At 60.4% G+C, this 25,508-nt stretch carries 21 protein-coding genes; 4 read left to right on the top strand and 17 right to left on the bottom strand.

Annotated features, from left to right (window positions below; all coding sequences use genetic code 11):
* Positions 1-45: 45 nt before the first annotated feature.
* The 4 genes from RAN89_RS08060 to RAN89_RS08045 form a co-directional block, all read right to left on the bottom strand.
* Complete coding sequence (locus tag RAN89_RS08060; protein WP_313869077.1) at positions 46-2,562, bottom strand: ABC transporter permease; 2,517 nt, start codon at positions 2,560-2,562, stop codon at positions 46-48.
* 119 nt (positions 2,563-2,681) lie between these two features.
* Positions 2,682-3,440: a formylglycine-generating enzyme family protein gene (locus RAN89_RS08055; protein WP_313869076.1), complete on the bottom strand. Its 759-nt coding sequence runs from the start codon at positions 3,438-3,440 to the stop codon at positions 2,682-2,684.
* Between the two features lie 1,162 nt (positions 3,441-4,602).
* Entirely contained in the window at positions 4,603-5,220 is a 618-nt protein-coding gene (locus RAN89_RS08050) for a class I SAM-dependent methyltransferase (RefSeq protein ID WP_313869075.1), read from the bottom strand.
* A gap of 31 nt (positions 5,221-5,251) precedes the next feature.
* Complete coding sequence (locus tag RAN89_RS08045) at positions 5,252-5,809, bottom strand: aspartate carbamoyltransferase (RefSeq protein WP_313869074.1); 558 nt, start codon at positions 5,807-5,809, stop codon at positions 5,252-5,254.
* A gap of 70 nt (positions 5,810-5,879) precedes the next feature.
* Between RAN89_RS08045 and RAN89_RS08040 the strand changes: the two genes are divergently transcribed.
* Positions 5,880-6,524: a Crp/Fnr family transcriptional regulator gene (locus tag RAN89_RS08040; protein ID WP_313869073.1), complete on the top strand. Its 645-nt coding sequence runs from the start codon at positions 5,880-5,882 to the stop codon at positions 6,522-6,524.
* A 196-nt stretch (positions 6,525-6,720) separates the two neighbouring features.
* Here RAN89_RS08040 and moeA read toward each other — a convergent pair whose 3' ends face one another.
* The 12 genes from moeA to apbC form a co-directional block, all read right to left on the bottom strand.
* Positions 6,721-7,986, bottom strand: a complete 1,266-nt coding sequence (gene moeA / locus RAN89_RS08035) for a molybdopterin molybdotransferase MoeA (protein WP_313869072.1) — start codon at positions 7,984-7,986, stop codon at positions 6,721-6,723.
* The gene (gene mobA / locus RAN89_RS08030) at positions 7,986-8,693 is read right to left on the bottom strand and encodes a molybdenum cofactor guanylyltransferase MobA (protein ID WP_313869071.1); all 708 of its coding nucleotides are present in this window, start codon (positions 8,691-8,693) and stop codon (positions 7,986-7,988) included. The genes moeA and mobA overlap by 1 nt, the downstream gene beginning before the upstream one ends.
* Positions 8,680-9,507 (bottom strand): ABC transporter substrate-binding protein, encoded by an 828-nt coding sequence (locus RAN89_RS08025; protein WP_428984489.1) that lies wholly within the window; start codon positions 9,505-9,507, stop codon positions 8,680-8,682. Before RAN89_RS08025 ends, mobA begins: the two co-directional genes overlap by 14 nt.
* The gene (locus RAN89_RS08020) at positions 9,504-10,217 is read right to left on the bottom strand and encodes an ATP-binding cassette domain-containing protein (protein ID WP_313869069.1); all 714 of its coding nucleotides are present in this window, start codon (positions 10,215-10,217) and stop codon (positions 9,504-9,506) included. The genes RAN89_RS08025 and RAN89_RS08020 overlap by 4 nt, the downstream gene beginning before the upstream one ends.
* A complete protein-coding gene (locus tag RAN89_RS08015) occupies positions 10,214-10,957 on the bottom strand; it encodes an ABC transporter permease (RefSeq protein ID WP_313869068.1) in 744 nt (247 codons plus the stop codon). Before RAN89_RS08015 ends, RAN89_RS08020 begins: the two co-directional genes overlap by 4 nt.
* Positions 10,954-11,811, bottom strand: coding sequence for a formate dehydrogenase accessory sulfurtransferase FdhD (locus tag RAN89_RS08010; protein ID WP_313869067.1), 858 nt, complete (start codon positions 11,809-11,811; stop codon positions 10,954-10,956). The genes RAN89_RS08015 and RAN89_RS08010 overlap by 4 nt, the downstream gene beginning before the upstream one ends.
* A gap of 22 nt (positions 11,812-11,833) precedes the next feature.
* Positions 11,834-14,728 carry a formate dehydrogenase subunit alpha gene (fdhF, locus tag RAN89_RS08005; protein WP_313869066.1) on the bottom strand — a complete coding sequence of 965 codons (2,895 nt, stop codon included), beginning with the start codon at positions 14,726-14,728 and terminating at the stop codon, positions 11,834-11,836.
* Complete coding sequence (locus RAN89_RS08000; protein WP_313869065.1) at positions 14,729-16,531, bottom strand: NAD(P)H-dependent oxidoreductase subunit E; 1,803 nt, start codon at positions 16,529-16,531, stop codon at positions 14,729-14,731.
* Positions 16,532-16,558: 27 nt separating this feature from the next.
* Positions 16,559-18,229, bottom strand: coding sequence for an OFA family MFS transporter (locus RAN89_RS07995; protein ID WP_313869064.1), 1,671 nt, complete (start codon positions 18,227-18,229; stop codon positions 16,559-16,561).
* Positions 18,230-18,368: 139 nt separating this feature from the next.
* Complete coding sequence (locus RAN89_RS07990; RefSeq protein WP_313869063.1) at positions 18,369-19,910, bottom strand: methyl-accepting chemotaxis protein; 1,542 nt, start codon at positions 19,908-19,910, stop codon at positions 18,369-18,371.
* Positions 19,911-20,022: 112 nt separating this feature from the next.
* The gene (locus RAN89_RS07985; protein ID WP_313869062.1) at positions 20,023-20,970 is read right to left on the bottom strand and encodes a LysR family transcriptional regulator; all 948 of its coding nucleotides are present in this window, start codon (positions 20,968-20,970) and stop codon (positions 20,023-20,025) included.
* 16 nt (positions 20,971-20,986) lie between these two features.
* Complete coding sequence (gene apbC / locus RAN89_RS07980; protein ID WP_313869061.1) at positions 20,987-22,078, bottom strand: iron-sulfur cluster carrier protein ApbC; 1,092 nt, start codon at positions 22,076-22,078, stop codon at positions 20,987-20,989.
* A gap of 131 nt (positions 22,079-22,209) precedes the next feature.
* On the opposite strand from apbC, the gene RAN89_RS07975 reads away from it, so the two are divergent.
* Both RAN89_RS07975 and RAN89_RS07970 read left to right on the top strand, forming a co-directional pair.
* Positions 22,210-23,496 (top strand): patatin-like phospholipase family protein, encoded by a 1,287-nt coding sequence (locus tag RAN89_RS07975; protein ID WP_428984488.1) that lies wholly within the window; start codon positions 22,210-22,212, stop codon positions 23,494-23,496.
* A 70-nt stretch (positions 23,497-23,566) separates the two neighbouring features.
* Positions 23,567-23,776, top strand: coding sequence for a hypothetical protein (locus RAN89_RS07970; protein WP_313869059.1), 210 nt, complete (start codon positions 23,567-23,569; stop codon positions 23,774-23,776).
* A 38-nt stretch (positions 23,777-23,814) separates the two neighbouring features.
* Here RAN89_RS07970 and RAN89_RS07965 read toward each other — a convergent pair whose 3' ends face one another.
* Positions 23,815-24,750 carry a LysR family transcriptional regulator gene (locus RAN89_RS07965; protein ID WP_313869058.1) on the bottom strand — a complete coding sequence of 312 codons (936 nt, stop codon included), beginning with the start codon at positions 24,748-24,750 and terminating at the stop codon, positions 23,815-23,817.
* 116 nt (positions 24,751-24,866) lie between these two features.
* Between RAN89_RS07965 and RAN89_RS07960 the strand changes: the two genes are divergently transcribed.
* Complete coding sequence (locus RAN89_RS07960; protein WP_313869057.1) at positions 24,867-25,478, top strand: FMN-dependent NADH-azoreductase; 612 nt, start codon at positions 24,867-24,869, stop codon at positions 25,476-25,478.
* The last annotated feature ends 30 nt before the right edge of the window (positions 25,479-25,508 follow it).

Below are 25,508 nucleotides of genomic sequence, written 5' to 3'. Positions count from 1 at the left end.
CCAGCGCTCATGGAATTGCGCGAGCAGCTATCAAAACCAGAGCAATCAGCTCGCGGCGCGGCGCAGGGTTTCGACTACCGGGCGGCGCAGCACATCGCGCAGCCCCCACCATCCGGCGGCCAGCGCCAGCACGGCACCGGCCAAGGCGCCTACCAGCGGCACCCAGAGCTGCACGGTCCAGTCAAATTCAAACACGTAGCGCGCCAAGGCCCAACCCACGGCTGCTGCCACGATGGAGGCCAAAAAGCCCGCCAGCAAGCCCACGCCTGCCAACTCGGTGCGTTGCACCTGGCGCAGCAAGCTGCTGCCCGCGCCCACGGCCCGCATGATGGCGAACTCGCGCGCGCGGTCTTCACGGGTGGCCGTCACTGCGGCAAACAGCACCACCAGCCCCGCCGCCAGCGTGAAGCCGAACAAGAACTCCACCGCACGAATCACCTGGTCCAGCACGCGCTGCACCTGGTTGATGGTGCTGGTCATGTCCACATTGGTGATGTTGGGGAATTCGCGCACCAGCGCGTTATCGAACCCTTTGGTCTCTGGCGCCTTGAAGGCACCCATGTAGGTGCTGGGCACATCCTTGAGCGTGCTCACCGGAAACATCACGAAGAAGTTGGCGCGCATGGAGCCCCAGTCCACCTTGCGTAGCGAGGTGATCTTGGCTTCGGTCTGCACCCCGCCGATGTCAAAACGCAGGCTATCGCCCAGCTTCAGGTTCAAGGTCTTTGCAATGCCCTCTTCCACGCTGATGGCACCGGCCTCTTCTTCGGTCCATTGGCCGCCCACAATGATGTTGTGCTGCGGATTTTTGGCGCTGTGGGAAATGTTGAACTCGCGGTCCACCAGGCGCTTGGCTCGGTCCTCGGTGTAGTCGTCGGGCGATACGGCCTTGTCATTCACCGCCACCAGCCGGCCGCGGATCATGGGGTACCAGTCGAACTTGGCCACGCCCTTGTCAGTGAGGGCTTTCTGGAAGGCGTCGGACTGCTCGGGCATCACGTTGATCACAAAGCGGTTGGGCGCATCCGGCGGTGTGGCCTTGCGCCAGCTGCTGATGAGGTCAGTGCGCAAAAGCACCAACAGCACCAGCGCCAACAGGCCCACCGACAATGCACTCACTTGCACCACGGTATAGGCGGGGCGTGCAGAAATCTGCCGGGTCGCCAGCACGAGCCAGCGCGGGGCAGTGGTTTCGTTCACGCTCTTGCGCAAGAGCTTCACTGCCACCCAGCTGAGTGAGGCAAACACCAGCACCGCACCGGCAAAGCCGCCCACGGCAATCAGGCCCAGCGTCAGGTCGCTGCTCACCGTGAGAAGCAGCGCCGCAAAGCCGGCCACGCCCACGGCCAGCACGCCCAAAGACGCAGGGCGCAGGTTGCCCACATCGCGGCGAATCACGCGCAGCGCAGGAACCTGGGCCAACTGCAATACAGGCGGCAGGCCAAAGGCCATGAGCAGCGTGAGGCCCATGCCCACGCCCAACAGTGCCGGCCAGATCGATGCTGCAGGTAAAGCGGCATCAACCAAGCCCGCCAACAAAGCCACGAACAGGTAATGCACCCCGAAGCCCACCGCCACGCCCAAGAGGCTGGCAAACAGGCCGACCAGCGCGAACTCAAAGGCATACGCGCTGGCGATAGTGCGCTGGGAGAGGCCCAACACGCGCAGCATGGCGCAGTCATCCAAATGGTTGGCCGCAAAGGCGCGCGCGGCCAAGGCCACCGCCACGGCGCTGAGCAATGCTGCCAGCAGGGCCACGAGACTCAAGAACTTGTTGGCGCGGTCCAGCGTCTGGCTCATCTCGGGGCGACCACTTTGCAGCGACTCCACCCGCACGCCACGCACGTTGCTTTTGACCTGGGCATCAGCCCATTGCACATAAGTTTTTACGGCAGCTTCCGGGCCGGCCACAGCCATACGATAGTTCAGACGACTGGCGGGTTGGATGAGCCCGGTGGCCGCAATGTCTGCCTCGTTGAGCATGACGCGGGGCGCGAAGTTCATGAAGCCGCCGCCACGGTCGGGCTCAATCACCAGAATGGCGCTCACCTTGAGCTGCACATCACCCAGCAAAATCGGGTCCCCCACCTGGATGCCGATGGCGTCCAGCAAGGCTGCGTCCACCCAAGCCTGCCCGGGAGCAGGAATGTCTTTGGTCGGTGTATCGGGGGTGTCAGGGGCCGGGCTGATGCGCAAGGTGCCGCGCAGCGGGTAGCCGTCCTCTACGGTTTTGAGCGCCACCAGCTTGGCCGCCCCGCCCTGCGCGTCACTTGCGCGGGCCATGGTGGGGAAGCCCAGGGTGTGCACCACCTGCAAGCCGAGGGCGCGGGCACGCTCCTCAAAGGCAGCCGGTGGCTTGTTGTCGCTGGAGATGACGGCATCACCCCCCAACAACTGGCGCGCATCGCGCTGGAAGCCGCCCTGCAGCCGGTCGGCAAAAAAGCCCACCGCGGTCAGTGCGGCCACGGCCAATGTGACCGCCAGGATGAGCAAACGCAGCTCGCCGGAGCGCAGATCGCGCCACAAGGTGCGCCAACCCAGGCGCCAGAAAGAAAGGTTCATACCGCAACCTTATCAGCTTGGCAAAAGCCACAAACAATGCGGGTGAGGTTTATGCGGTGCCTCATGCGGTCGCGCACGTTGCCCACTACCCATTGGTCATGACGCGGATACCGATTTCATTAGGGCAAGTTTTTTGCACACCTGAAGCCGATGTAGACAACCGCAGTTGAGGCCGGTTTGGTTTGTAAATGATCGCTATGCATCTGGGTCGCCCCGTACCACCATGAACCGCCGCGCGTCGGGCGATCGGTATCTGCTGCAGGGGACTTACCGTCATCGGTCCACTCCCAGACATTGCCGCCCATGTCCCATAAGCCATTGACGCCAGCTCGCGTACTGCCCACCAAGACATGACCGCTACCTCGGGAAGTGACCAAGCCACCGGAATAGGCTGCAAGCGTATTGGTGGTCCCGCAATCTCCCAGGCAGTTGGCGCCTTCAGGACTGATTCCGGTTGGGTACGGGTAGCGCACATCTTTCACAAAACCAGCAGGTGGTGCGGCCCGTCGTTCCGTGTAGGCGGCCTCCATCCATTCGGAATCATGGGGAAGCCGTTTTCCTGCCCATTGGCAATACGCTTTGGCTTCGTGGAACGTGATGTGTACCGCGGGTTCTCTGTCGTTTGCAGGAACACCGTAAGGACTGCGCCAAGTCCACCCTTTGCGTTGCACCCAACCCCCCTCATAAGTGCTACCGCCCCCGGCTCTTTCGGCAGTGGTCACGACGCCGGTTGCCTGAACGTAGCGCCCAAACTGCGCGATGCTCACTTCACTACGGTCCATCGAAAAACCTCTTATGGGCTGCATGTCATCGTTCGCCGCCCTGGCCATCGAAAAGGCCGACAACCCAAGCAGTGAGAACAGCAGTAGATTTTTCATGGCGGCAATTCTGGAGTCAGTCCAATAACCCGATCATTTGTGGTGGCGAGCAAAAAATAGAGGCTTGGTGTTTATCCCCACCAAAAAGCTCCGGGCAAATTTGGCAAATGGGTATTCCGACAACCCAACGAGCGCACGTCACGTGTGTCTGCTTTAAGTCGCAGAAATTTCAGCGACGGAGGACCGCTTTGGGTCGACCCCTAATTCCAAGGGAGCGTCAAAGGTTGGCTAATAGACAAACGGCAGATTCAGCCACGTCTGCACCAGACCAGCTATTTGGGTTTGGCAGGCTGATCGGAAAATAGGGCTTTTGGTAAGGCGGGAATAGGCTTCGCTCCGCCTCACATTTCCCAGTAACGATACATTATCCGAATGCGAAGAACACTCGTGATCACCCTCATTGCTTTGGCCTTGGCCTTCGGTGCATTGAGTAGCAGCGCCCACAGTACAGCGCGATCTATGCAGAGTGATTGCTGTGAAGATGTGTGTCACGACATGCTCGCTTGCGCCAATATGATATTGTGCCAAGACTGCTCGGCCACAGCGGCTGCGTTGCCTCCAATCGAAGTTTTGGCGTCAGCTTATCGACCATTTCTTACGACCCCGGACCAAGACCGTGTCTACGAGGGCGCGGCCTGGCCCATTTGGACTCCGCCGGACTAACTCATAGTGGTCTTTTCTAGCCCATTTTTTTCAATTTTCGGATAACCACTATGAAAAACAATTTTCTTAAAGTCGCATTTGGCGCTTGCTTGATGTCTGCGTCTGCTCTGGCTTTTGCTTCGAGCGATTGCTGCGGCGAATTGATGGAATGCTGCCTGCAAATGTTGGCTTGCTGCCTGTAGGGTCCATACGCTGAAGGCGGAATACCGCTTAAAGAGATAAGGCCAGTCCACATGGACTGGCCTTTTTCACGCCCGATCAGCGATGAATTCAAATTTAGGTGCGGAGGCATGAGCTACCCACGCGAGGGAGCTACCCGTCACCTGCCGTTTTATGCCTCAGTAGCTGCGGTAATCCATTGATATGCAGAGGTGGGAGATGCATTCAATTGAGCGTCTGCTCTGGAGCGTTTATTTCGAGTCCCGGCACTTCCGCTCTGGGTTAACAGCCTCTTTGTGCGGTGGATTCAACAGGAGAGGAGCAGCCTTTAAGCAATTGGCTATCGCCGCAAGAAATGACAGTAGACAAATTTTTGCTCTGAACCCCACGGAGTTGTATGCACCTCACTCGTATGCTCGAGCAAATCAAATGAAGCACCGAATTCCTGATGAAGGGCTTCGGGTGAATATCTGGCTACAGGCAATCCGCTGCATTGTTCTGGTCCGTCCGGTGCAAACGTAGCGACGATCAAGTGTGCCCCCGGTTTCACTGACTTCAGAACTTGTCCCACATAGGCTGCGCGATCTGAGGGTGTCGTCAGAAAATGGAACACAGCGCGGTCATGCCAGACATCAAACTTTTGGATTGGCAGATCCACATGACAAATATTGCCAGTTATCCAACTCACGCTCTCCCCCGAGGCCCCCAAGCGCAGGCGTGCCACTTCCAGCGCACTACCTGACAAGTCCAAGACAGTGAGATTTCTATAACCGTTCCCGAGTAAGTCATCGACCAATGTCGAGGCTCCGCCTCCAACATCGATCATGTCAGCGCTTAAAGGCGCTCCAATCGAACGAATGAGTTCCAGCGAGCGCGTCGCGTGCTCTTGAAACCAGCTAACTGCAGTTGCCTGCTTGGTGCGGTAAACCTGTTCCCAGTGTTCTTTTTGGTCTTGCATCTGGTGCCTCTTTTCGATGGGTGTTGGTTGCTCAGTGTTTCTTACTGCCAATGTGACCTGCGTGTCCTGCTTTCGCGTCTTTGCCATGGTCGGATAGCAGTGCATCAAACCACTTATGTAATGCCGATACCAATACAGAGTTGGCAGTTTTATAGGTCAGTTGAGCCCCACCCTCGATTTTTTTGTATGAGATGTCCAGTTGCCCCAGCTTTGCGTCTCTCAATTCCGACAGACCAGGCATGTCCTCACCAAGAATATGACCCGGTCCAGAAAAGTCACCATTCAAGAACTGCATCCGAATCTCTTGGAGATGCTGTCGAATCAGCTGCACCTGGGCAGTGTCACTGGCCTTTTTGGCAACCACTTGCTGAGTACCGCCGGCGGCTGTTTTGGAAAAAATATGGGTGGTGGCGGACAGGCTGAAGGGCATCACATCCTTGCCTCTTTTGGACACATCCACCTGACGCTGGGCATCCGCCATCATTTTCATGTCCGCTGCATGATCCATTTTGGTGTGATCTATCGTCTGACTTTGGGAAAGCCCCGCGACAAAGAGCATGAAGATTGGCAGGGCAGGTAGTTTGGGCATGACTTTGTCCAATGATGTTGTTCACCCATGCTAGGTCCCAAGTGTGTTCTGTTTGTATGATTTAAATCATATGAAAGTCAACATCAAGACTCTGGACTGGCCTGAGCTCATCGCATCAACCCCATGTGCGGGATTTGTTCCAAACGCCTTGGGCGCCCTAGGCCAAAGAGTCGATGCGGAAGCTGGCACCAATCTGTTTCGGATTGGGGAAGCCGTTCGCTATGTTTATTTGGTAGTTCGGGGAGAGGCACGACTCATCCGTCGGACAATTCACGGTCAAGAAATCATCTTGCAGCGTTCTCGTTGCGGCTTCATAGCAGAGGCAAGTCTCGAGACAAAGTCATATCACTGCGATGCAATTGCAGCGGAGCCGACCACCTTGCTGCAATTCCCTGTCGGGGCATTCAGAAGCGCACTGGACGATGAGCCTATGTTTTGTCGCGGATGGCAATCGTTATTGGCGAAGGAAGTGCGCAAGCTACGCGCCCAATGCGAGCGGCTTAGCCTCAGTAGTGCCGCTGATCGTATCAACCATTACATTGAATCAGAGGGATCCAACGGTGTCGTCAGCTTGACTCAGACGAAGAAAGCTTGGGCCTCCGAGCTTGGCTTGAGTCATGAAGCGCTTTACCGGGCACTACGAAAGATGCAGGACAAAAACTTGCTGAGAGTAGATGGCAACCAGCTCATTTCTAATCCAGTTCCAGGTAGGTAACTTTCTCTCGTACCAATTTAGCTGTGGCTATAAGGACACCGGCAAAGTCGAAATCTCTTTTTAACAGATGTCTGCTTTGGGGCGCTCGCATTTAGTAGGTGTACTTCCGCTTTGGGTCAACAGCCGTCAGCTGAGCCACTCAGACTTTCAACTAAGCACCTCGCGGAATGCTGCCCAACGAGAGCAAGTGACCGCGTTAGATCACGCCGTCAAACATCATCACGCTGACCAGATCACCCTCTGCCACATTGCCCTGCTCGTGCCCCAGTACGATGAGGCCATTGGCCTGCACCATGGAGCTGAGAACGCCCGAGCCCTGGTTGCCGGTGGTGCGCACCTGCAGCTGCCCGTCGGGGGCGACGGTGACAATGCCGCGTTGATATTCGGTGCGGCCGGCTTTCTTGCGCATGGGCTCCTGGCTGTGGGCCTGTAGCAAAGGTAGCGGCTTGGGGGTAGCACCCATCATCTTGAGCAGCGCGGGGCGTACCAGTGACAGGAAAGTCACCATCACCGCCACCGGATTGCCCGGCAGGCCGAACAGCACGGTGGTGCCGATGCGGCCCAGCGCGAAGGGCCGGCCGGGCCGCATGGCGATACGCCAGAAGGCTACATCGCCCAGCTTGGCCATCATGCCTTTGGTGAAGTCGGCCTCCCCCACGCTCACGCCGCCGCTGCTGATGATCACATCGGCCTGTGCTGCCGCGCTGCGGAATGCAGCTTCGAGCGCAATTGGCTCGTCGCGCACCACGCCCAGCTCGATCACTTCGCAGCCCAGGCGCTCCAGCAAGCTGGTCACGGTGTAGCGGTTGCTGTCAAACACGGCGCCCTCGCGCAGCGGCTCGCCGGGGGACATGACCTCGTCGCCGGTGGACATATAAGCCACTTTCAGCCGACGCAGCACCGGCAAGGTTTGCAGGCCCAAACTGGCCGCCAGCCCAATGGATGCAGGCGCGAGCAGCTCTCCTTTTGATAGCGCAACACCGCCGAGCTGCAGGTCTTCGCCGCGCAGGCGGCGGTTGTCGCCGGCACGCAAACGGTCGGCGGGGATGTGAACCTGATCACCTGCTACGGTGGTCATTTCATGGGGCACCACGGTGTCCAACCCTGCGGGCAGGATGGCACCCGTCATGACCTTGAGGCATTCGCCCGCCTGCAAGCTGCCAGCCCAAGCTTTGCCGGCGAGTGCGGTGCCGGCGATGCGCAGCGTAAGCGTAGCTTGGCCGGCGAGTGCTGCGCCGCTAAAGGCGAAGCCGTCCATGGCCGAGTTGTCGTGCGCGGGCACGGCCATGTTGGAAATCAAATCTTCAGCCAACACTCGGCCCAAGCATTGGCGCAGCGGCAGCCGCTCGATGCCCTGAACGGGCGCCACCAGGCGGTCAATAAAGGTGTTGGCATCTGCCATGCGCAGAGCCTGCGAGTCGTACCCCTGCAGGGAGCGGGCAATGTCGTCCAGCGTTTTCATCAGGATTCGAGCTGGCGCAATTCGTCCAGCGTGTTGGCATTGGCAAAAGCGCGCGGGTCATCACCCGGCGCATCGAAAGGAACTTGCACCAACCGCAAGCCGGCAGTCCATGCATCCACCTTGCGGCCACCAGCAGCCAAAAAGGCGTGCAGACCGGGGGCTACGGCGGTACACATCAAGCAAAATACCGGCTGGCTGCGCAGGGCCATTTGCCCATCGCGCCCGGCCTCGGGAGCCATGACCACGGCCATATCGGCATCGGCTTGCAACAGTGCTGCCAACAGACGCTGCGCCAAGTCCAACGGGAACAGCGGGCTGTCGCATGGCACCGTGAGCATGAGCGCAGTGCTACAAACGTCCAGCCCCGCCTGAAAGCCGGCCAGTGGGCCTGCAAACTCGGCATCGCGGTCCGGTACGACCTGCGCGCGCCCGGCTCCGAAGGTGGCTTCACTCATGGCGAGGTACACGTCGGGGTTGCGGTTGGCGTTGACGATGGCGCCCGCCAAAGCTCCACCGTATACCCCACGCTGCTGGGTGGCCAGGCGCTGCAAGGCGTGCTGAGCCATGGGCACGCCATGCAAGGGTTGCAGCCCTTTGTCCACCCCACCCATGCGCATGCCGCGCCCGCCTGCGAGCACCAAAGCGGTGATGTCAGACAGCGTCAAAGCAGAGGCGTGGGCCATGGAGGCAGACTCAGTTTTTGGCATGGGGGAAGAATAGTTGCTCACCCCCGATTTTGTAGCCAGCGATGACACCTTGGCCGGCTGCCGACGTCACCCAATCCACAAATTTCGCAGCGTCCGCCGCGTTGACGTGCGGATGCTTCGCGGGGTTGACCGGCAACACGCCGTACTGGTTGAAGAGTTGTTTATCGCCCTCCACCAGCACGACGAGGCCGGCGCGGTTCTTGAAGTTGAGCCAGGTGCCACGGTCGGTGAGCACATAGCCTGCGGTGGACGCGGCGATGTTCAAGGCCGGGCCCATGCCGCAACCGCATTCGCGGTAGCCGGCGAACTTGGGTGCTTCGGTGCCTATGGCTTTCCAGTAGCGTAGCTCGGCGGCATGGGTGCCACTACGGTCGCCGCGGGAAATAAAGCTGGCTGGCGACGCCGCGAGCTTTTTGAACGCAGCCAGAATGTCCTTGCCACGCACGCCCACCGGGTCTGCCGCAGGCCCTACCAGCACAAAGTCGTTGTACATGACGGGCAGACGCTTGGTGGCAAAGCCTTCTTGCACCAGCTTTTCTTCGGCTGCCTGGTCGTGCACGAAAAGCACATCCGCGTCCCCACGGCGGCCCATGTCGATGGCCTGACCCGTGCCCACGGCCACCACTTTCACATCTACCCCTGTGGCCGCCTTGAAGGCGGGCAACAGGTGGGCGAACAGGCCGGACTGCTCGGTCGAGGTGGTGGAAGCCATCACCAAGGCCTGGGCGTGCACCGCACCGCTTGCTACCAAAACAATAGCTGCCAGCGCAGAAAACACGGGCGCCAGGGCACCAAAAGACATCAAATTCCTCATGTAACTCCCTCTCCTTTTACAAAACTCGCGGCGTCGGCAGAACGGGTCTGCAACAAGGCATGATCAAAAAACTCATGCACCGGTAGATCCACCAACAGGCGCCCCTGCTCCAGATAGACCACCCGCGTGGCCAGGCGCTTCACCTGGCCGAGGTTGTGGCTGGCAAACACCATGGTGCCTGCAAAGCCCTGCACGGTGGCTTCTACCAGGCGTTTCGAATGCGGGTCCAGGCTGGCGGTGGGCTCGTCCAGCAACAGCAACTCGGGCTTCAGGGCCAGGGCGCGTGCCAGTGCTACCCGCTGCGTTTGGCCGACCGAGAGCTGGCGCCCGCGCCGTTGGGCTACGTCGTCCAGCCCCGCATCGCCCAACACCTGCATCGCACGGCTGCGGGCCTGTTGCCAGGGCGTGCCTTGCAGCCAGAGGCCCAAGGCCAAGTTGTTTTGCACGGTCAAGCGGAGCAATACAGGGCGCTGGAACAGCATGGCCTGGCGCAAAGCGGCATCCAACACAAGCTGGCCGGATACCGGCTGTTGCAAACCGTGGATGACCCGCAGCAGCGTGGACTTGCCACTGCCGTTGGACCCTACCAGCGCCACCCGCTCACCGGCCTGGATGTTGAGACTCACGCCCTCCAGGGCCAAGGGCGCACCGTGGCGCGGGGTGAGCGCTACCGATACTTTGTTCAGCCTGATCAGGCTTGAAGCGCTCATGCGCGCGTCCCTGCGGAAGGGGCGGCTACCGGCACGGCCGCATCCACCTTTTGCAGCCAAGCCCGCAGACCGGCCAATAGCAACTGCAAAAGCAAGACCACGCCCAGCAGCACCAGCCCCAAGCCCATGGCCAGCGGCAGGTCGCCCTTGCTGGTTTCCAGCGCGATGGCGGTGGTCATCACCCGGGTGAAACCGTCCATATTGCCGCCCACCAGCATGACAGCGCCCACCTCGGCGATGGCGCGCCCGAAGGCAGCCAAGGCCACGGTCAACAAAGCGCTGCGCTCATCCCACGCCAGGAGCAAGCCGCGCAGGCGCGGACTGGCGCCCAGGGACCGAAGCTGCTCGCCATGGGAAGCGTCGGCGTCTTCCACCACCTGTCGCACCAGCGCGATCACTATGGGCAAGACCAGCACGGTCTGCGCCAGCAACATGGCTTTGAAAGAATAGAGCCAACCCAGAAAGCCCAGCGGCCCGGAGCGGGAAAGCAACAGGTAAACGCCCAATCCCACCACCACGGAGGGCAAGGAAAGCAGGGTATTGAGCACCGCCAGCACCAGCCCGCGGCCAGGAAAGCGGCTCACTGCCAGCCACGCCCCCAGCACAGTACCCACCACAAAAGCCAACGCACTGGCGGCCGCACTCAAGGCCAGGGAACGCCAGACGATGGACCACAGCACCGGGTCCGCATCTGCAATCAGCCGTACAGCGGCCAGCCCGCTTTCCCCCAAAGAACTCAAACCCCGGCCTCTACAGGTTCAGCCAGGGGCGCAGGTTCCAGCTGCAAGCGGTGCGCACCGCTGAAGCACAGGAAGCGGGTGTTCAGGGCGCGGCCAATGGCGCACAACCCGAGGTCGGTGGCGACGGCGTGGCCCATTTGCGTCATGCCGCTGCGGGAGATGACCACGGCCACGCCCATCTGGGCGGCTTTCATCACCATCTCGCTCGTCAAACGACCGGTGGTGTAAAAGACCAAGCCATTCACGTCCAGCGGCTCCGAGGCCAGGGCTTGCAAAGCCATCCAGCCGGCAATGGTGTCGATGGCATTGTGGCGACCTACGTCTTCCACAAACAGCAATCGCTCGCTGCCACGGAACAGCGCACATCCGTGCACCGAACCGGCAGACTTGTAAGTGCTGTCTTGCAGGCGAATGGTGTTGACGATGGCATAGACCTGCGCTTGGGTGACCACCGTGGGCGGCAAGTCTATGCCTTCGATATGCGCCATGACCTCGCCGAACAGGCTGCCCTGCCCGCAACCGGTAGTGACCACCCGCTTGGCGGTTTTGGCTTCGACGTCCACGATGCCTGCCCGTGTTTTGACGGCGGCGGCGCCCACTTCCCAATCGACAGTGATGGAAGCTATGGCCGCCGCATCCGGCACCAGGCGCTGATTGATCAAATAGCCCAACACCAGCCACTCAGGGCGCTCGCCCAAGGTCATCAAGGTGACCAGCTCCCGCTTGTCCACATACACGGTGAGCGGACGCTCGGCCGGTATATCCAACAACTGGCGCTCGCCATGCTGATTCACCACCTCGATGCTGTGCGTCAGAGGCGCACGCGCTTCGGTGAGGTAGGGAATGGCAGTCATGGGCATCGCTCAGGTTAAAAGGTCACGCAGCCGCTGGTGCAGGGTTGGTCCCGTAGCCGCTGACTGCGGCTGGCTTGCCACCGCGTCGGATGGCCACTGCGCAGTACTTGAACTCCGGGATTTTGCCGAAGGGGTCCAGCGCAGCATTGGTCATCAGATTGGCCGCGGCTTCGTAATAGGCGAAGGGCACGAACACCGCACCACGGGGGGTACCGTCGTCACGCCGCACGTGGATGGCCACGTTGCCACGGCGCGAGGCGATGGTAATGACATCACCCGCCTGCAAAGACATGGCTTGCATGTCGTCCCCGCACATGGAGGCGGTGGCCATGGGCTCGATAGCGTCGAGCACTGTGGCGCGGCGCGTCATGCTGCCGGTGTGCCAGTGTTCCAGCTGACGGCCGGTGATCAGCACAAACGGGTACTCCGCATCCGGGCGCTCATTGGCCGGAATGATGTCCGCAGGCACCAGGTGCACGCGGCCGTCATCGGTGGCGAATTTCTCGATGAACACGGTAGGGGCGCCGGGGTCTTCTGCGGTCAAGCAAGGGTAAGTCACGCTGGATTCGCGCTGCAGGCGTTCCCAGGTGATCCCGGAGATGGCAGCGTGCATGGCCTGGCGCATTTCTTCGTACACCGCAGCCACGCCATCGCTTTCGCCGGCGTAGTTCCAGTTCAGGCCCATGCCCCTGGCGATCTCTTGAATGATCCACAGGTCAGGCTTGGCCTGGCCGGGCGGGCTCACCGCTTTTTTGCCCAGTTGCACCATGCGGTCGGTGTTGCTGACGGTGCCGTCTTTTTCAGGCCAGGCGGTTGCCGGCAACACCACGTCGGCCAGCCAAGCGGTTTCGGTCATGAAAATGTCCTGCACCACCATGTGCTCCAGAGACGCGAGCGCGTGGCGTGCATGGTTCAGGTCAGGATCGCTCATGGCGGGGTTCTCACCCATGATGTACATGCCGCGCACCTTGTGCGGGTCGCTGTCATCGGCCAAGGCCTTGTGCATGATCTCCACCACGGTGTAGCCGGGCTGGTCGTCGAGCTTGGTATTCCAGAAGTCCTCAAACCACGCGTGGGCTGCCTTGTTGGTGACGCGCTGGTAGTTAGGGAACATCATGGGGATCAGGCCCGCATCGGATGCGCCCTGCACGTTGTTCTGGCCGCGCAGCGGGTGCAAACCGGAGCCGGGCTTGCCGATCTGGCCGGTCACGGTGACCAGCGCGATCAGGCAGCGTGCGTTATCGGTGCCATGCACGTGCTGGCTCACACCCATGCCCCACAGAATCATCGCGCCCTTGGCCTTGGCAAATTCACGGGCCACTTCGCGCAGGGTTTGCGCCGGGATGCCGCAAATCGGCTCCATGGCTTCAGGGCTGTAGCCCTTGACGTTTTCGCGTAGCGCTTCAAAGTTGCTTGCGCGCTTGGCGATGAAGTCTTGATCTGCCAAGCCCTCTTCAATCACCACATGGATCAATGCATTGAGCATGGCCACGTCGGTATCGGGCTTGAACTGCAGGGTGCGCCAGGCGTGCTTGCCGATATCGGTAATGCGCGGGTCTGCCAACACAATCTTGGCGCCCTTCTTGGACGCGTTCTTCATCCAGGTCGCAGCCACCGGATGGTTGGCAGTAGGGTTGGAGCCGATCACAAAGATCAGGTCCGAGTGCTCCACGTCATTGACCTGGTTGCTCACCGCGCCGGAGCCCACGCCTTCGAGCAGCGCCGCCACGCTGGAGGCGTGGCACAGGCGTGTGCAATGGTCGACGTTGTTGCTTCCGAAGCCGGTGCGCACCAGCTTCTGGAACAAATAAGCTTCTTCGTTGCTGCCCTTGGCAGAGCCGAAACCAGCCAAGGCCTTGTTGCCGTAGGTGTCCCGCAGGCCGCGCAACTTGCCGGTGGACAAGGCAAGAGCTTCCTCCCAAGTCGCTTCACGGAACACCTCAGACCAGTCGGAAGAATCGCGATTCAGCTTATTGAGCATCTCGGGATCTTTGGAGACGCCGGGCCGGCGGATCAGGGGCACCGTCAGACGCTGAGGGCTGTGCGCGTAGTCGAAGCCGAAGCGGCCCTTGACGCACAAGCGGTTGTGGTTGGCAGGGCCATCGCGCCCTTCCACACTCACGATGACGTCGTCTTTCACGTTGTAAGTCAACAAGCAACCCACGCCACAGAACGGGCATACCGAGTCGACTTTTTTGTCGACCACTTGGGTGCCGATGTGCGACTTGGGCATCAACGCGCCGGTCGGGCAGGCCTGCACACATTCGCCACAGGCCACACAGGTACTGTCCGCCATGGGGTCGTTCAGGTCGAACACGATCTCGGCATGGGCGCCGCGATTGGCGTAGCCGATCACGTCATTGACTTGTTCTTCGCGGCAGGCGCGCACACAGCGGTTGCATTGGATACAGGCGTCCAGATTGACGGCCATGGCGGGGTGCGACACATCCGCCTTGGGTTGCTCGCGTCGCAAGGCTTTGAGTTCGGGGCGCACAGACACATCCATGCGCGCAGCCCAGGCGCTCAGCTCGCCGTGCTGCTGCGATGCATCAGGGGTGGCAGCTGCCGAATCATTCCACTTGTAGCCCTCGTCCGGCATGTCGGAGAGCAGCATTTCCAACACCATCTTCTGGCTTTTGACGGCGCGCTCACTCTTGGCCTGCACTTCCATACCGGCGGTGGCACTGCGGCAGCAGCTGGGGGCCAGCGTCCGCTCGCCTTTGATCTCAACCACGCAAGCGCGACAGTTGCCGTCGGCGCGCAGGCCGTCCTTGTAGCAAAGGTGGGGGATACACACACCACTGCGTTCCGCCGCTTTCAAAATGGACTCGCCTTCGAAGGCTTCCACAGGTTTTCCGTCCAGATGGAAGGTAATCACCTGGGGCGTGAATTCAACGTGTTTGGCAGGCGCGTTCATTTAGCTCACCTCGTGTGCAAAGTATTTCTGGACGCAACGCACCGGATTCGGGGCCGCCTGGCCCAGACCGCAGATGGAGGCATCCGTCATCACCACGTTCAAGTCTTCCAGTGTGGTGTGGTCCCACACGGGCGATTCCATCAGCGTAGCGGCCTTGGCCGTACCTACGCGGCAGGGCGTGCATTGACCACAACTCTCGTGGGCATAAAAACGCATCATGTTCAAAGCGGCATCGCGCGCCTTGTCGTGCTGGCTCAGCACGATGACCGCAGCCGATCCGATGAAGCCGCCGTGCGGCTGCAAGGTGTCAAAGTCGAGCGGCACATGCGACAAGCTGGCCGGAAAAATGCCACCGGACGCGCCGCCCGGCAGATAGGCATACAGCTTGTGCCCGTCGAGCATGCCGCCGCAGTATTCGTCCACCAGCTCAGCCACCGAAATACCGGCAGGCGCCAGCTTCACGCCGGGGAACTTGACGCGACCGCTGACGCTGAATGAGCGCAGGCCCTTGCGACCGTTGCGGCCGAAACTGCTGAACCAGGAGGCACCCTTTTCCACAATGTCTCGCACCCAATAAAGGGTCTCGAAGTTGTGCTCCAGGGTGGGACGACCGAACAGGCCCACCTGGGCGATGTAAGGCGGGCGCATGCGGGGCTCGCCGCGCTTGCCCTCGATGCTTTCGATCATGGCGGACTCTTCGCCGCAAATGTAGGCACCTGCGCCACGGCGCAGTTCAATGACGGGCAAGGGGCACGGCGGGTTGGCCTGCAGCTTGGCGATCTCGGTTTCCAGAATGGCACGGCAGCCGTGGTACTCGTCCCGCAGGTAGATGTAGCAGGCTGTCGTGCCGACCACTTGGGCTGCCACCAACAGGCCTTCCAGGAAGCGGTGCGGGTCGCGCTCGAGGTAGGTACGGTCTTTGAACGTGCCGGGCTCGCCTTCGTCAATGTTCACAGCCATCAGGCGGGGGGCAGGCTGATCGCGAACGATGCGCCACTTGCGCCCGGCCGGAAAACCAGCGCCACCCAGACCTCGCAGACCGGAATCTTCCATGGCCTTGATGACGGACTCGGCGTCCTGTGTGCCCTGGCTCAGGGCGGCGGCCAGCGCGTAGCCTCCCTTGGCCTTGTAGGTGTCGTATCCGGTGTAGCCGGGGGCTACTTCCACCGCATGGGGTTCCGGGGACACGGCGCGTTCCGCATAGGCGGACGCTATAAATTCTGTAGCACCTTCCGCAGAGGGGTGTCCGCCTTTGGCGTCTTTCACCAGCTGCGCAATGGACTCCTCGGTCGCCCGGGGCACAGGGTGCTGATGCACGACTGCGGCAGGCGCCTGTTCGCAACGGCCGATACACGGCGCGGGAATCACGCGAACATCTTCATTTCCCAATAGGGAGGGCAGGCGCGCAAGCAAATCCTTGGCGCCGGCCATCTCACAACTCAAACCATCGCACACCCGCACAGTCAGCTGCGGCACGGTCTCGTCACCCCGCACCACTTCAAAGTGGTGGTAGAAGGTGGCGACCTCGTACACCTCAGCCATGGGAATGTTCATCTCCTTGGCCAGGGCCACCAGATGCCTGTCGTGCAGGCAACGGTAGGCGTCGTTGAGCTTGTGCAGGTGTTCAATCAACAGGTCACGCCGGTGAGGCGCTGCGCCAATCAACGCCCGGACCTCCGCCACAGAAGCGTCATCGGCCTGACGACCTTTGAGTTTGCTTTTGCGACGGATGCGTTCCCGCATGTCTTCCACCGTGGCCAATGCCACTGTGGTGGTCTGCGGAGCAAGGCTGGATGCTGTCATGGCGTTCCTGTTGGTATTCTTGAAAAATTAAGCGAAGAACTTGGCGACGCTCTGCAGGGTGCGATACACGCCCCATGCCAAAGGCAGGCCCACAGCCAACCAAGCGAATGCCACTACCCATGTAGGGATGGTGTCTGCGCCACCGGAGCTCGTACCAACTTCGGCCGCAGCCGCGCGCTCGTGCGCCAGCTTCTTCTCTTCGGCCAGTTCGGCATCGGTCATGAACCACTTGTTGTCCAGCGGTTTGACCAGCAAATTGCAGATCAAGCCCACCACCAGCATGCCCACCAGGATGTACATGGTCTGGTTGTAGACCTGCTCACGCGGCAAGCCCAGGCCCAGCTGGTATTCGCGCATGTAGTTCACCACCACAGGGCCCAACACACCGGCGGTAGCCCAAGCAGTCAACAAGCGACCGTGGATAGCGCCCACCATCTGGGTACCGAAGATGTCAGCCAGGTAAGCCGGCACAGTGGCAAAGCCCCCGCCGTACATGCTCAAAATTACACAGAAGGCACCTACAAAGAGCACGATGCTGCCTGCCGCCGCGCTGCCTGGAACGCTGAAGTACATCAGCCCGCCCAGCACAAAGAACACGACATAGGTCATTTTGCGACCCATCTTGTCGGACAGGCTGGCCCAGAAGAAGCGGCCGCCGATGTTGAACAAACTCAACAAAGCGGTAAAGCCGGCAGCCACCGCTGCAATGGCAGCCATTTGCTTCTTGGCAACATCCACTTGTGCGGCGTCTGTGGACTTGACGAGTGCATCAAGCTCGCTGAATTTGGCTTGCACACCGATCAGGGTGCCGCCGAACACTTCCTGCAACATGGGAGATGCCATACCGATCACACCGATACCGGCGCTCACGTTCATGCACAACACCATCCAGATGAGCCAGAACTGGGGAATGCCCCACACCTTTTTCACGTGCACGTGCTTCTGGGTGATCATGGCATTGCTGGTTTGGGCAGGAGGAGGAGTCCAGCCTGCAGGCTTCCAGCCGGTTTCAGGAACGCGATAGCCGAATGCGCCGGCCATCATGAACACGAAGTAGATCAGCGCCATCACCACGAAGGTCTGCATCACACCCACGTCGGTGGGCGTTGCGAAGTACTTCATGAGGTCAGCAGCCAAGGGGGAGCCGATCATGGCACCACCGCCGAAGCCCATGATGGCCATGCCGGTGGCCATGCCACGACGGTCAGGGAACCACTTGATCAAGGTCGACACCGGAGAGATATAGCCCAAGCCCAGACCGATACCACCGATCACGCCGGAGCCCAGAATCATCAGCCAGAACTGGTGAGTCTTGATGCCGATTGCAGAGATCAACATGCCACCGCACCAGCACACCGCTGACACCACACCGGCCTTGCGCGGACCGGCACGTTCCAACCAGCCACCCCAAGTGGCAGCGCTGGAGCCCAGCAGCACGAAGAACAGGGTGTACATCCAGCCCAGCGTGGAAATCTGCCAGTCGCAGCTGGTAGTGAACAGCTGCCCCCAGAAACCTACGTCAGGTCCGCACTTGATGGCTTCCTTGATGCCCAAAGCTTTGGACAAAGGCAGCCAGAACACGGAAAAGCCATACGCCATGCCGATGCACAGGTGAATAGCGAGGGCGGCGGGCGGTACCAGCCAACGGTTAAAACCGGGACCGGCAATGATCCGTTCCTTGTCGAGTAGTCCAGACATATTGTCTCCTTAAGGATTTATATAAACACTGGCTCGCCGCTGTCCAACGGGGCGGGCGAAGTGTCACAGGTCAAGCAGGATGAGTCCAATGGATTCATCACATGCATTGATTCAAAAACTAAATGCTGCAGTGCCGCATTCAGGGTTGGGTCTTGAAGGTATTCACCGCTTCGATCAGCGTGTGTGCCTGATCACGCATGCGCATGGCCGCAGCGGCGGCCTCTTCCACGAGCGCAGCGTTCTGCTGCGTCATCTGGTCGATCTCTGACACGCTGCGGTTCACGTTCTCAATGCCGGCCCGCTGCTCCTGGCTGGCGTGGGCAATGCCATCGATGTAGTGCACCACTTCGGCGATGGAGCCGGTGATTTGTTCCATAGACTGGCGCGTTTTTTCGACCAGTACGCTGCCGGCGGCGACACTGCTGACAGATGCACTGATCAGGTCTTTGATTTCGTGCGCTGCAGTGGAAGATCGCTGTGCAAGGCTGCGAACTTCGGATGCCACTACTGCGAAGCCGCGCCCTTGCTCTCCAGCGCGCGCGGCCTCTACCGCAGCGTTCAGGGCGAGGATGTTGGTCTGGAAAGCAATGCCCTCAATCAGGGCAATGATGTCGTTGATCTTGTTCGCACTGGCCGATATCTGCCCCATGGTGCTCACCACGTCTTGCACCACGGCGCCTCCGCCACTGGCCACCGACGACACCGAGCTGACCAACTTATTGACTTGCGCCGCCTGCTCTGCGGTTTGGGCCACCGTAGTCGTGAGCTCGTGCACCGCTGATGCTGCGGAATTCACTTCGCCTGCCTGTTTCTCCGTGCGGTTGGCCAGGTCCACATTGCCGTCAGCAATTTCATTGGTGCCCATGGACACCACGTCAGATGCACTGCGCACCTTGCCGATCAAGGTGGTCAAGCCGACATTGATACTGTTGATGGCCATCAGCACCTGCCCGATGTCATCACTGCTGCCCACATGGATTTGGCGCGTCAGGTCACCAGAGGCCATGCGCTGCGATGCACTGCGTCCGGCCTTCAAAGGTGCCGCCACGTAGCGGTTCATCAGGGCGTAGGTGGTGATCCACAACAAAGCGATCATGAACAGGCCCATGCCTACTTCCGCCACACTGTCGAACTTGCCACTCAAGGCAAGAAAGATCACCTCGCCAAAGCCATAGACGGCGGAAATACGCCATGCCATCGAAGCCGAAAGACCCATGCCCGGTGAGGCAGTGATGTCCAGCCCCACGAACAAAACGCCGATCACCTGACCGCTGTTGTCACGGATGGGCTCGTAATGGGTAATGTATTGCTTGCCGAAAATGATGGCGTAGCCGACATGGGCACGCCCCTGCATGACATCGGTGTAGGCAGGCTGTGAGCGGTCGAGAGGGGTGCCCACGGCGCGTTCGCCGTCCAGTTTGCGAACCGACGTGGTCACACGGATGAAATCGTCGCCGTCCCGTGCAAACACGGTGGCAACCATGCCCGTCTGTCCGGTAAAGCTATCGGGCAGTGCGAAATCCAGATTCAAGACCCGGGAACCATTGCGCAAGGTTCCGACGTTACGGCCCTGCACATTCACGCGCTGCGCCGTGTCCAGTGTGAAGGCACCGTTCAATCCTGCGGCCAATTTGCGCGCGCCGTTGTCTACACGGCGCTGTAGCCCGGTGAAAAAGAGCATCGGTGTTGTTCTCCAAAACTGTAGGGGCTTTGCACATCGTAGGAAGCCCCTACAAAATTCCCGACTTAAGGAATTTTGGGTTTGTACACCAATTTCACTGATCTAAATCAAATTAAAGCGAGGTTAAGAGTCCCGTGTGCGTCGCAGCATGACGCAGCCAAGCGCCATCCTGTGCGAGGGAAATAGCTGCCTCCATGGCCCGCGACGGACGCACCGCCGCATGCGCCATGAAGCTGATGGGGGTGAGCACCTGCGGCGTGACAAGCGGTAGGGCTTCCAGCTCGCGATAACCGCGTACGGCCGACACAAGAGCGCCGGGCATCACGCTGCACACCTGCCCTGCCACCACGCTCAGCGCCATGGTGAGGATGGAGTTGGTCTCAATAATGGCGCGTGGCTTGCAACCCGCGGCCGCAAAGGAAGCGTCGACGATCGTGCGGTTGTGCATTTCCGGCGTCAGCAGGCACAGAGGCAGCTCTGCCGCATCCTTCCACCGGATGGGTTCGCCGATCTGCAATTCAACAGCGTGCACGCGCGCAGCTTTTCGTAACAAAAAGTAGTGTTCGTTGTATTGGGGATACGCGGTGAGCTGAACCTCGCGTTGGTCCATGCGCTCGGTGTAGCCCAGAGCCAAGTCGATGGACAAACTCTCCAGCCGCTTTTCCAGTTCGGTCGAACTCAAGGACAACACGACCGGCATCACCTCAGGGTACTTGGCCTGCAACATGGCCGCGAACCGGGCCGCAACCGGTACCGCGGTAGGAACTGCCCCGACCATCAGGCGCCCGGTAGGCTGGTTCGCTGTGCTGCGCAATGACTGCGCCAACACCTTGTGCTCATGCAGCATGCGCCGCGCAGATTCCAGCACCTGCTCGCCTTCGGGTGTAAAGCCCACAAAAGTGCGCCCCCGCCGAACGATGACCACCTCGAACTCTTCTTCCAATGCACGCAGCGCATTGGAGAGCGCCGGCTGGGTGATGTGGCATGCCTGCGCCGCCCGGGCAAAGTGGCGGTGCTCATCGAGCGACACCAGGTACCTCAGGGAGGAGAGCAGGTTCATGCCGCGTCCAGTCCGGTCAGCTGTTTTTGCTGATGGTGATGGTGGGAAACTTGCTGGAGAAGTCTTTGGACTGCGCCGCAATCTTCACAGCGACCTGGCGGGCGATGCCCTTGTAAAGTCCTGCTACTTCGCTCTCCGGATCTGCAATTACCGTCGGGCGTCCACTATCCGCCTGCTCACGGATGTGCAATGCCAGAGGCAACGCGCCCAGGTAGTCCATGCCATACCCGGCTGCCATTTTCTTGCCACCATCAGCACCGAAGATGTGTTCCACATGGCCGCAGTTGCTGCACACATGCACCGCCATGTTTTCCACAATGCCCAGAATCGGCACGCCCACCTTCTCAAACATCTTGATGCCCTTTTTGGCGTCCAGGAGGGCAATGTCTTGCGGAGTGGTCACCACCACGGCACCGGTCAAGGGCACCCGCTGGCTCAAGGTGAGCTGGATGTCGCCGGTGCCGGGGGGCATGTCCACGACGAGGTAGTCCAGGTCTTTCCAGTTGGTCTGGCGCAGCAGCTGCTCCAAGGCCTGGGTCGCCATGGGGCCGCGCCAGATCATGGCCTGGTCGCCATCCACCAGAAAGCCGATGGACATGACCTGCACACCGTGGTTTTCCATGGGCTCCATGGTTTTGCCATCTGCCGTGTCGGGTCGTCCTTCAATGCCCATCATCATGGGCTGGCTGGGGCCGTAAATGTCTGCGTCGAGCAAACCGACGCGCGCACCCTCGGCCGCCAGCGCCAATGCCAGGTTGGCCGCAGTCGTGCTCTTGCCCACGCCGCCCTTGCCGGATGCCACAGCCACAATGTTTTTCACACCGGGCAGTAACTGCACGCCACGCTGCACCGCATGGGGCACGATGTTGAGCTTGGGGGTGACGGTCACAGTACCCACGCCAGCTACCGTGCGTGCTGCCTGGCTTACCAGTTCCACCAGCGCTGGCCATTGGCTCTTGGCGGGGTAGCCCAGCTCCAAGTCCAGGTGCACGTCAGTGCCTTGAAGCTTGATGTTTTTGAATGCTTTGGCGCTGGAAAAGGTGGCGCCGGTGTTCGGGTCGATCAGGCTCTGCAAGGCCTGGGTGATGTCTTGTTCGGTAAACGCCATAAAAACTCCTGAATCCGGCGAGTCTATCCAAGGGACCAAACCCGCGACAGCCCGAGGTGCAATCTGTAGTCCGGATATCGAGGGTTAACCCCGCACACTTTTCTATTTACAAGCGCACCGGGCTTTTCATAATGGACACCATGAGTGCTGCCACGCCCGCTGTCCCCATGACCGGCCTGCTGCTGACCGGAGGGGGCGCACGTGCCGCCTATCAGGTGGGGGTCCTCGAGGCGATCGCCGATTTGCGCCTGGCCTGCGGTGCCGGCTGGCAACCCAACCCCTTTCCCATCATTGCCGGCACATCCGCGGGCGCCATCAACGCCTCTGCGCTGGCTTGCGGGGCAGACGATTTCGACGGGACCGTCCGCAAGATTGCCCATACGTGGCAGAACTTCCACGCCCATGATGTGTACCGTGCGGACCATCTGAGCATGTTGCGCTCCGGAGCCACCTGGATCACCCTGCTCTCTCTGGGCTGGGTGCTGGCGAAGTGGCGGCGCATCAAGCCCCGGTCTTTGCTGGACAACGCGCCGCTGGGCCAACTGCTCCAACAGCTCGTCCCGCTCGAGCGCTTGCCTCAGCTGTTGAGACAAGGCCACCTGCAGGCACTTGCGGTGACTGCATCCAGTTACAGCACCGGAGACCACGTCACTTTTTATGAGGGCGACAAAAGACTGATGCCTTGGGTGCGGACCCAGCGCTACGCCGTGCGCGACCGTATTACCCACGCGCACCTGCTGGCGTCGAGTGCGATCCCCTTTGTGTTTCCGGCCACGCAATTGCACATCAACGGCCGGGAGGAGTATTTCGGAGACGGCTCCATGCGCCAGAGTGCCCCGGTGGCACCCGCTATTCATTTAGGAGCAGAACGCATATTGGTGATAGGCGCCGGGCGCATGCATGAGCCCAAAGAAGAAGCCCACCTGCACATCACCAGCAGCTACCCCAGCATTGCCCAGATTGCGGGGCATGCGTTGTCCAACATCTTTTTGGACGCTCTGGCAGTGGACGTAGAGCGGGTGCAGCGGATTAACCAGACCATCAAACTGGTGCCGGAGGAAGCACGCAAAGGCAGCACATTGCGCCCGGTGGAACTGCTGGTGATTGCGCCCAGCCAGCGCTTGGATGCCGTCGCATCCCGCCATGTGAAGGATTTGCCTCACGCGGTGCGCACCATGCTGGGCGGCGTAGGCGTGTCGTCCGCCAAGGCTGACGTCAAAGGCGCAGCACTCGCCAGCTACCTGCTGTTTGAGAGCGGCTACACCACAGAGCTGATGGCCCTGGGCTATGCGGACGCCCAGAAGCAGCGCGCCGAGGTCTGCAAGTTTTTCGGCTGGAAAGACCCTGCCAACGGTGACCCTGAGCCTGGCGACACAGGGTTCGTGGAACGCCGCAAAGACCCGCTTCGTTTGCGCTGAACCATAGCTGCCAAGCTGCGTCCGGACGCAAAAGGCATAGAAAATAGTCGTTTTGACGTCGAGACACCCCGTGAACCCATCAGCCACCTACCCCGAACTGATAGCCACCTACCGCAGGGCCGCAGCTGATGCGGCTCACAAGCAGGGCTTGATTCAGGCCGTAGCAAAAAAGGGCCCTGCGGCTATCAAAGCAGCCATTGAGACTGCCGCCAAGGCAGAAAAGCGCAAAGCCACATTCGCCAAGAAGCTGGCGGATCTGGGTATCAGCGTTCCGAAATAAATAGGCTCGCACCGCGCTTGCACTGATTTAAAACGGTCTCAGCCGATAGACGGGCAGCCCTCCGGCAGCACGGGCATGCCTTCGTTACTGGTGTGTTCGCCCAGAAAGTCCAAAAACCGCCGTACCGCCGGCACCATGCCGCGCCGTGAGGGGTACACCGCATGGAATATGCCGCGAGGCGGTGCCCAGCCCGGCAAAACATGCACCAGCCGACCTTGTTCTATCTCACGCTGGCACATGTAGTCAGGCAAAAAACACATGCCCGTACCCTGCAGGGCGGCAAACTTGAGCGTTAACAGATCATCAGCCACATAACGCGGCTGGTGCACCAGGGTGTGTGTGGCGCCAGCCCGACCTTGTAAGACCAAGCTGGCACGGCCGTCTACCGCGGACATGGAAATCGTGTCCATGCGCGCCAGGTCATCAATCGAAACAGGCTGCCCCTGCCGCGCCAACTGCAGCGGGCTGGCCACCAGCACCGTGTTGGACTCGCCCAACTTCTTCACCACCAGGCTGCCGCTGTCGTCCAGCGAGGGACGCACACGCAGCGCTACATCCACACCCTCTTCCACCAAGTCCACCACGCGGTTGCTGATCCGCATGTCCACCTTCACCAGCGGGTGGCGCGCCAAAAACAGCGCCATGATGGGCCCCACCGTGCTTTGGGCCAGCGTCACCGGGCAGGCAATCCGAATCGTGCCGCGTGGCTCGGTCTGCACCTGCTCCACTGCCTCGGCGGCCGCCTCGGCTGCATCGCGCATGGCAATGCAGTGGCGCAAATACACCTCGCCCACCTCGGTGACTGAAAGCTTGCGCGTGGTGCGCTGCAGCAGGCGCACACCCAGCCGAGTTTCCAGCTCGGCCACGCGGCGCGAGAGCTTGGATTTGGGAATGCCCAAATGCCGCCCGGCAGCGGCAAAGCCGCCCCGCTCCACCACCTCGGCAAAGTACAGCATGTCATTGGTATCTTGCATTTGCGCCCTTTATCGTCCCATTTTCAGGACAATCTAACGCAAATATGCTGACTTATCAAACATTAAGCTTTCAATGACACTAGTTCCATCGAACCAACCCCATCAAAGGACCTGTCATGAAACTCTTGCACATCGACTCCAGCATCCTGAGCGCTAACTCTGTCTCCCGCCAACTGACCAAAGACACCGTGACCCAGTGGGTCAGCAAACACCCCGGCACCACCGTGGAATACCTGGACCTGGCCGTGGACACGCCCAGCCACCTGTCTGCCGACTCCCTTAGCTTCCGCGCTCCCGCTGGTGCCGAACTATCGGATGTGCAGAAGCGTGAAAACGTCATCTCTGAGGCGCTGGTGACCCAGTTCCTGGCCGCCGATGTGATCGTGGTGGGTGCCCCGCTGTACAACTTCAGCATCCCCAGCCAGCTCAAGGCCTGGGTGGACCGCATCGCCCAAGTCGGCCGCACCTTCAAGTACACCGAAACCGGCCCCCAAGGTCTGGCCGGTGGCAAAACCGTGATCGTGGCCTCCACCCGCGGCGGCGTCTACTCCACCAACGACTGGGGCCGTGCTGCTGAACACCAAGAGAGCTACCTGCAAACCGTGTTCGGCTTTTTGGGCATCACCGATGTACGCTTTGTGCGCGCTGAAGGTGTGGCCATGGGCGACGCAAAGAAGGCGGAAGCATTGGCCGAAGCGGCCAATGGCATTGCCAAGCTGGCTGCGTAGTTAAGCCCCGGCAATCGCTATCAATTCAGG

The organism is Rhodoferax mekongensis, assembly GCF_032191775.1.
GTDB classification, from domain to species: domain Bacteria; phylum Pseudomonadota; class Gammaproteobacteria; order Burkholderiales; family Burkholderiaceae_C; genus Allorhodoferax; species Allorhodoferax mekongensis.
The sequence above is the reverse complement of the archived record's forward strand: the minus strand, read 5'-3'. Positions and strand labels throughout refer to the sequence as shown.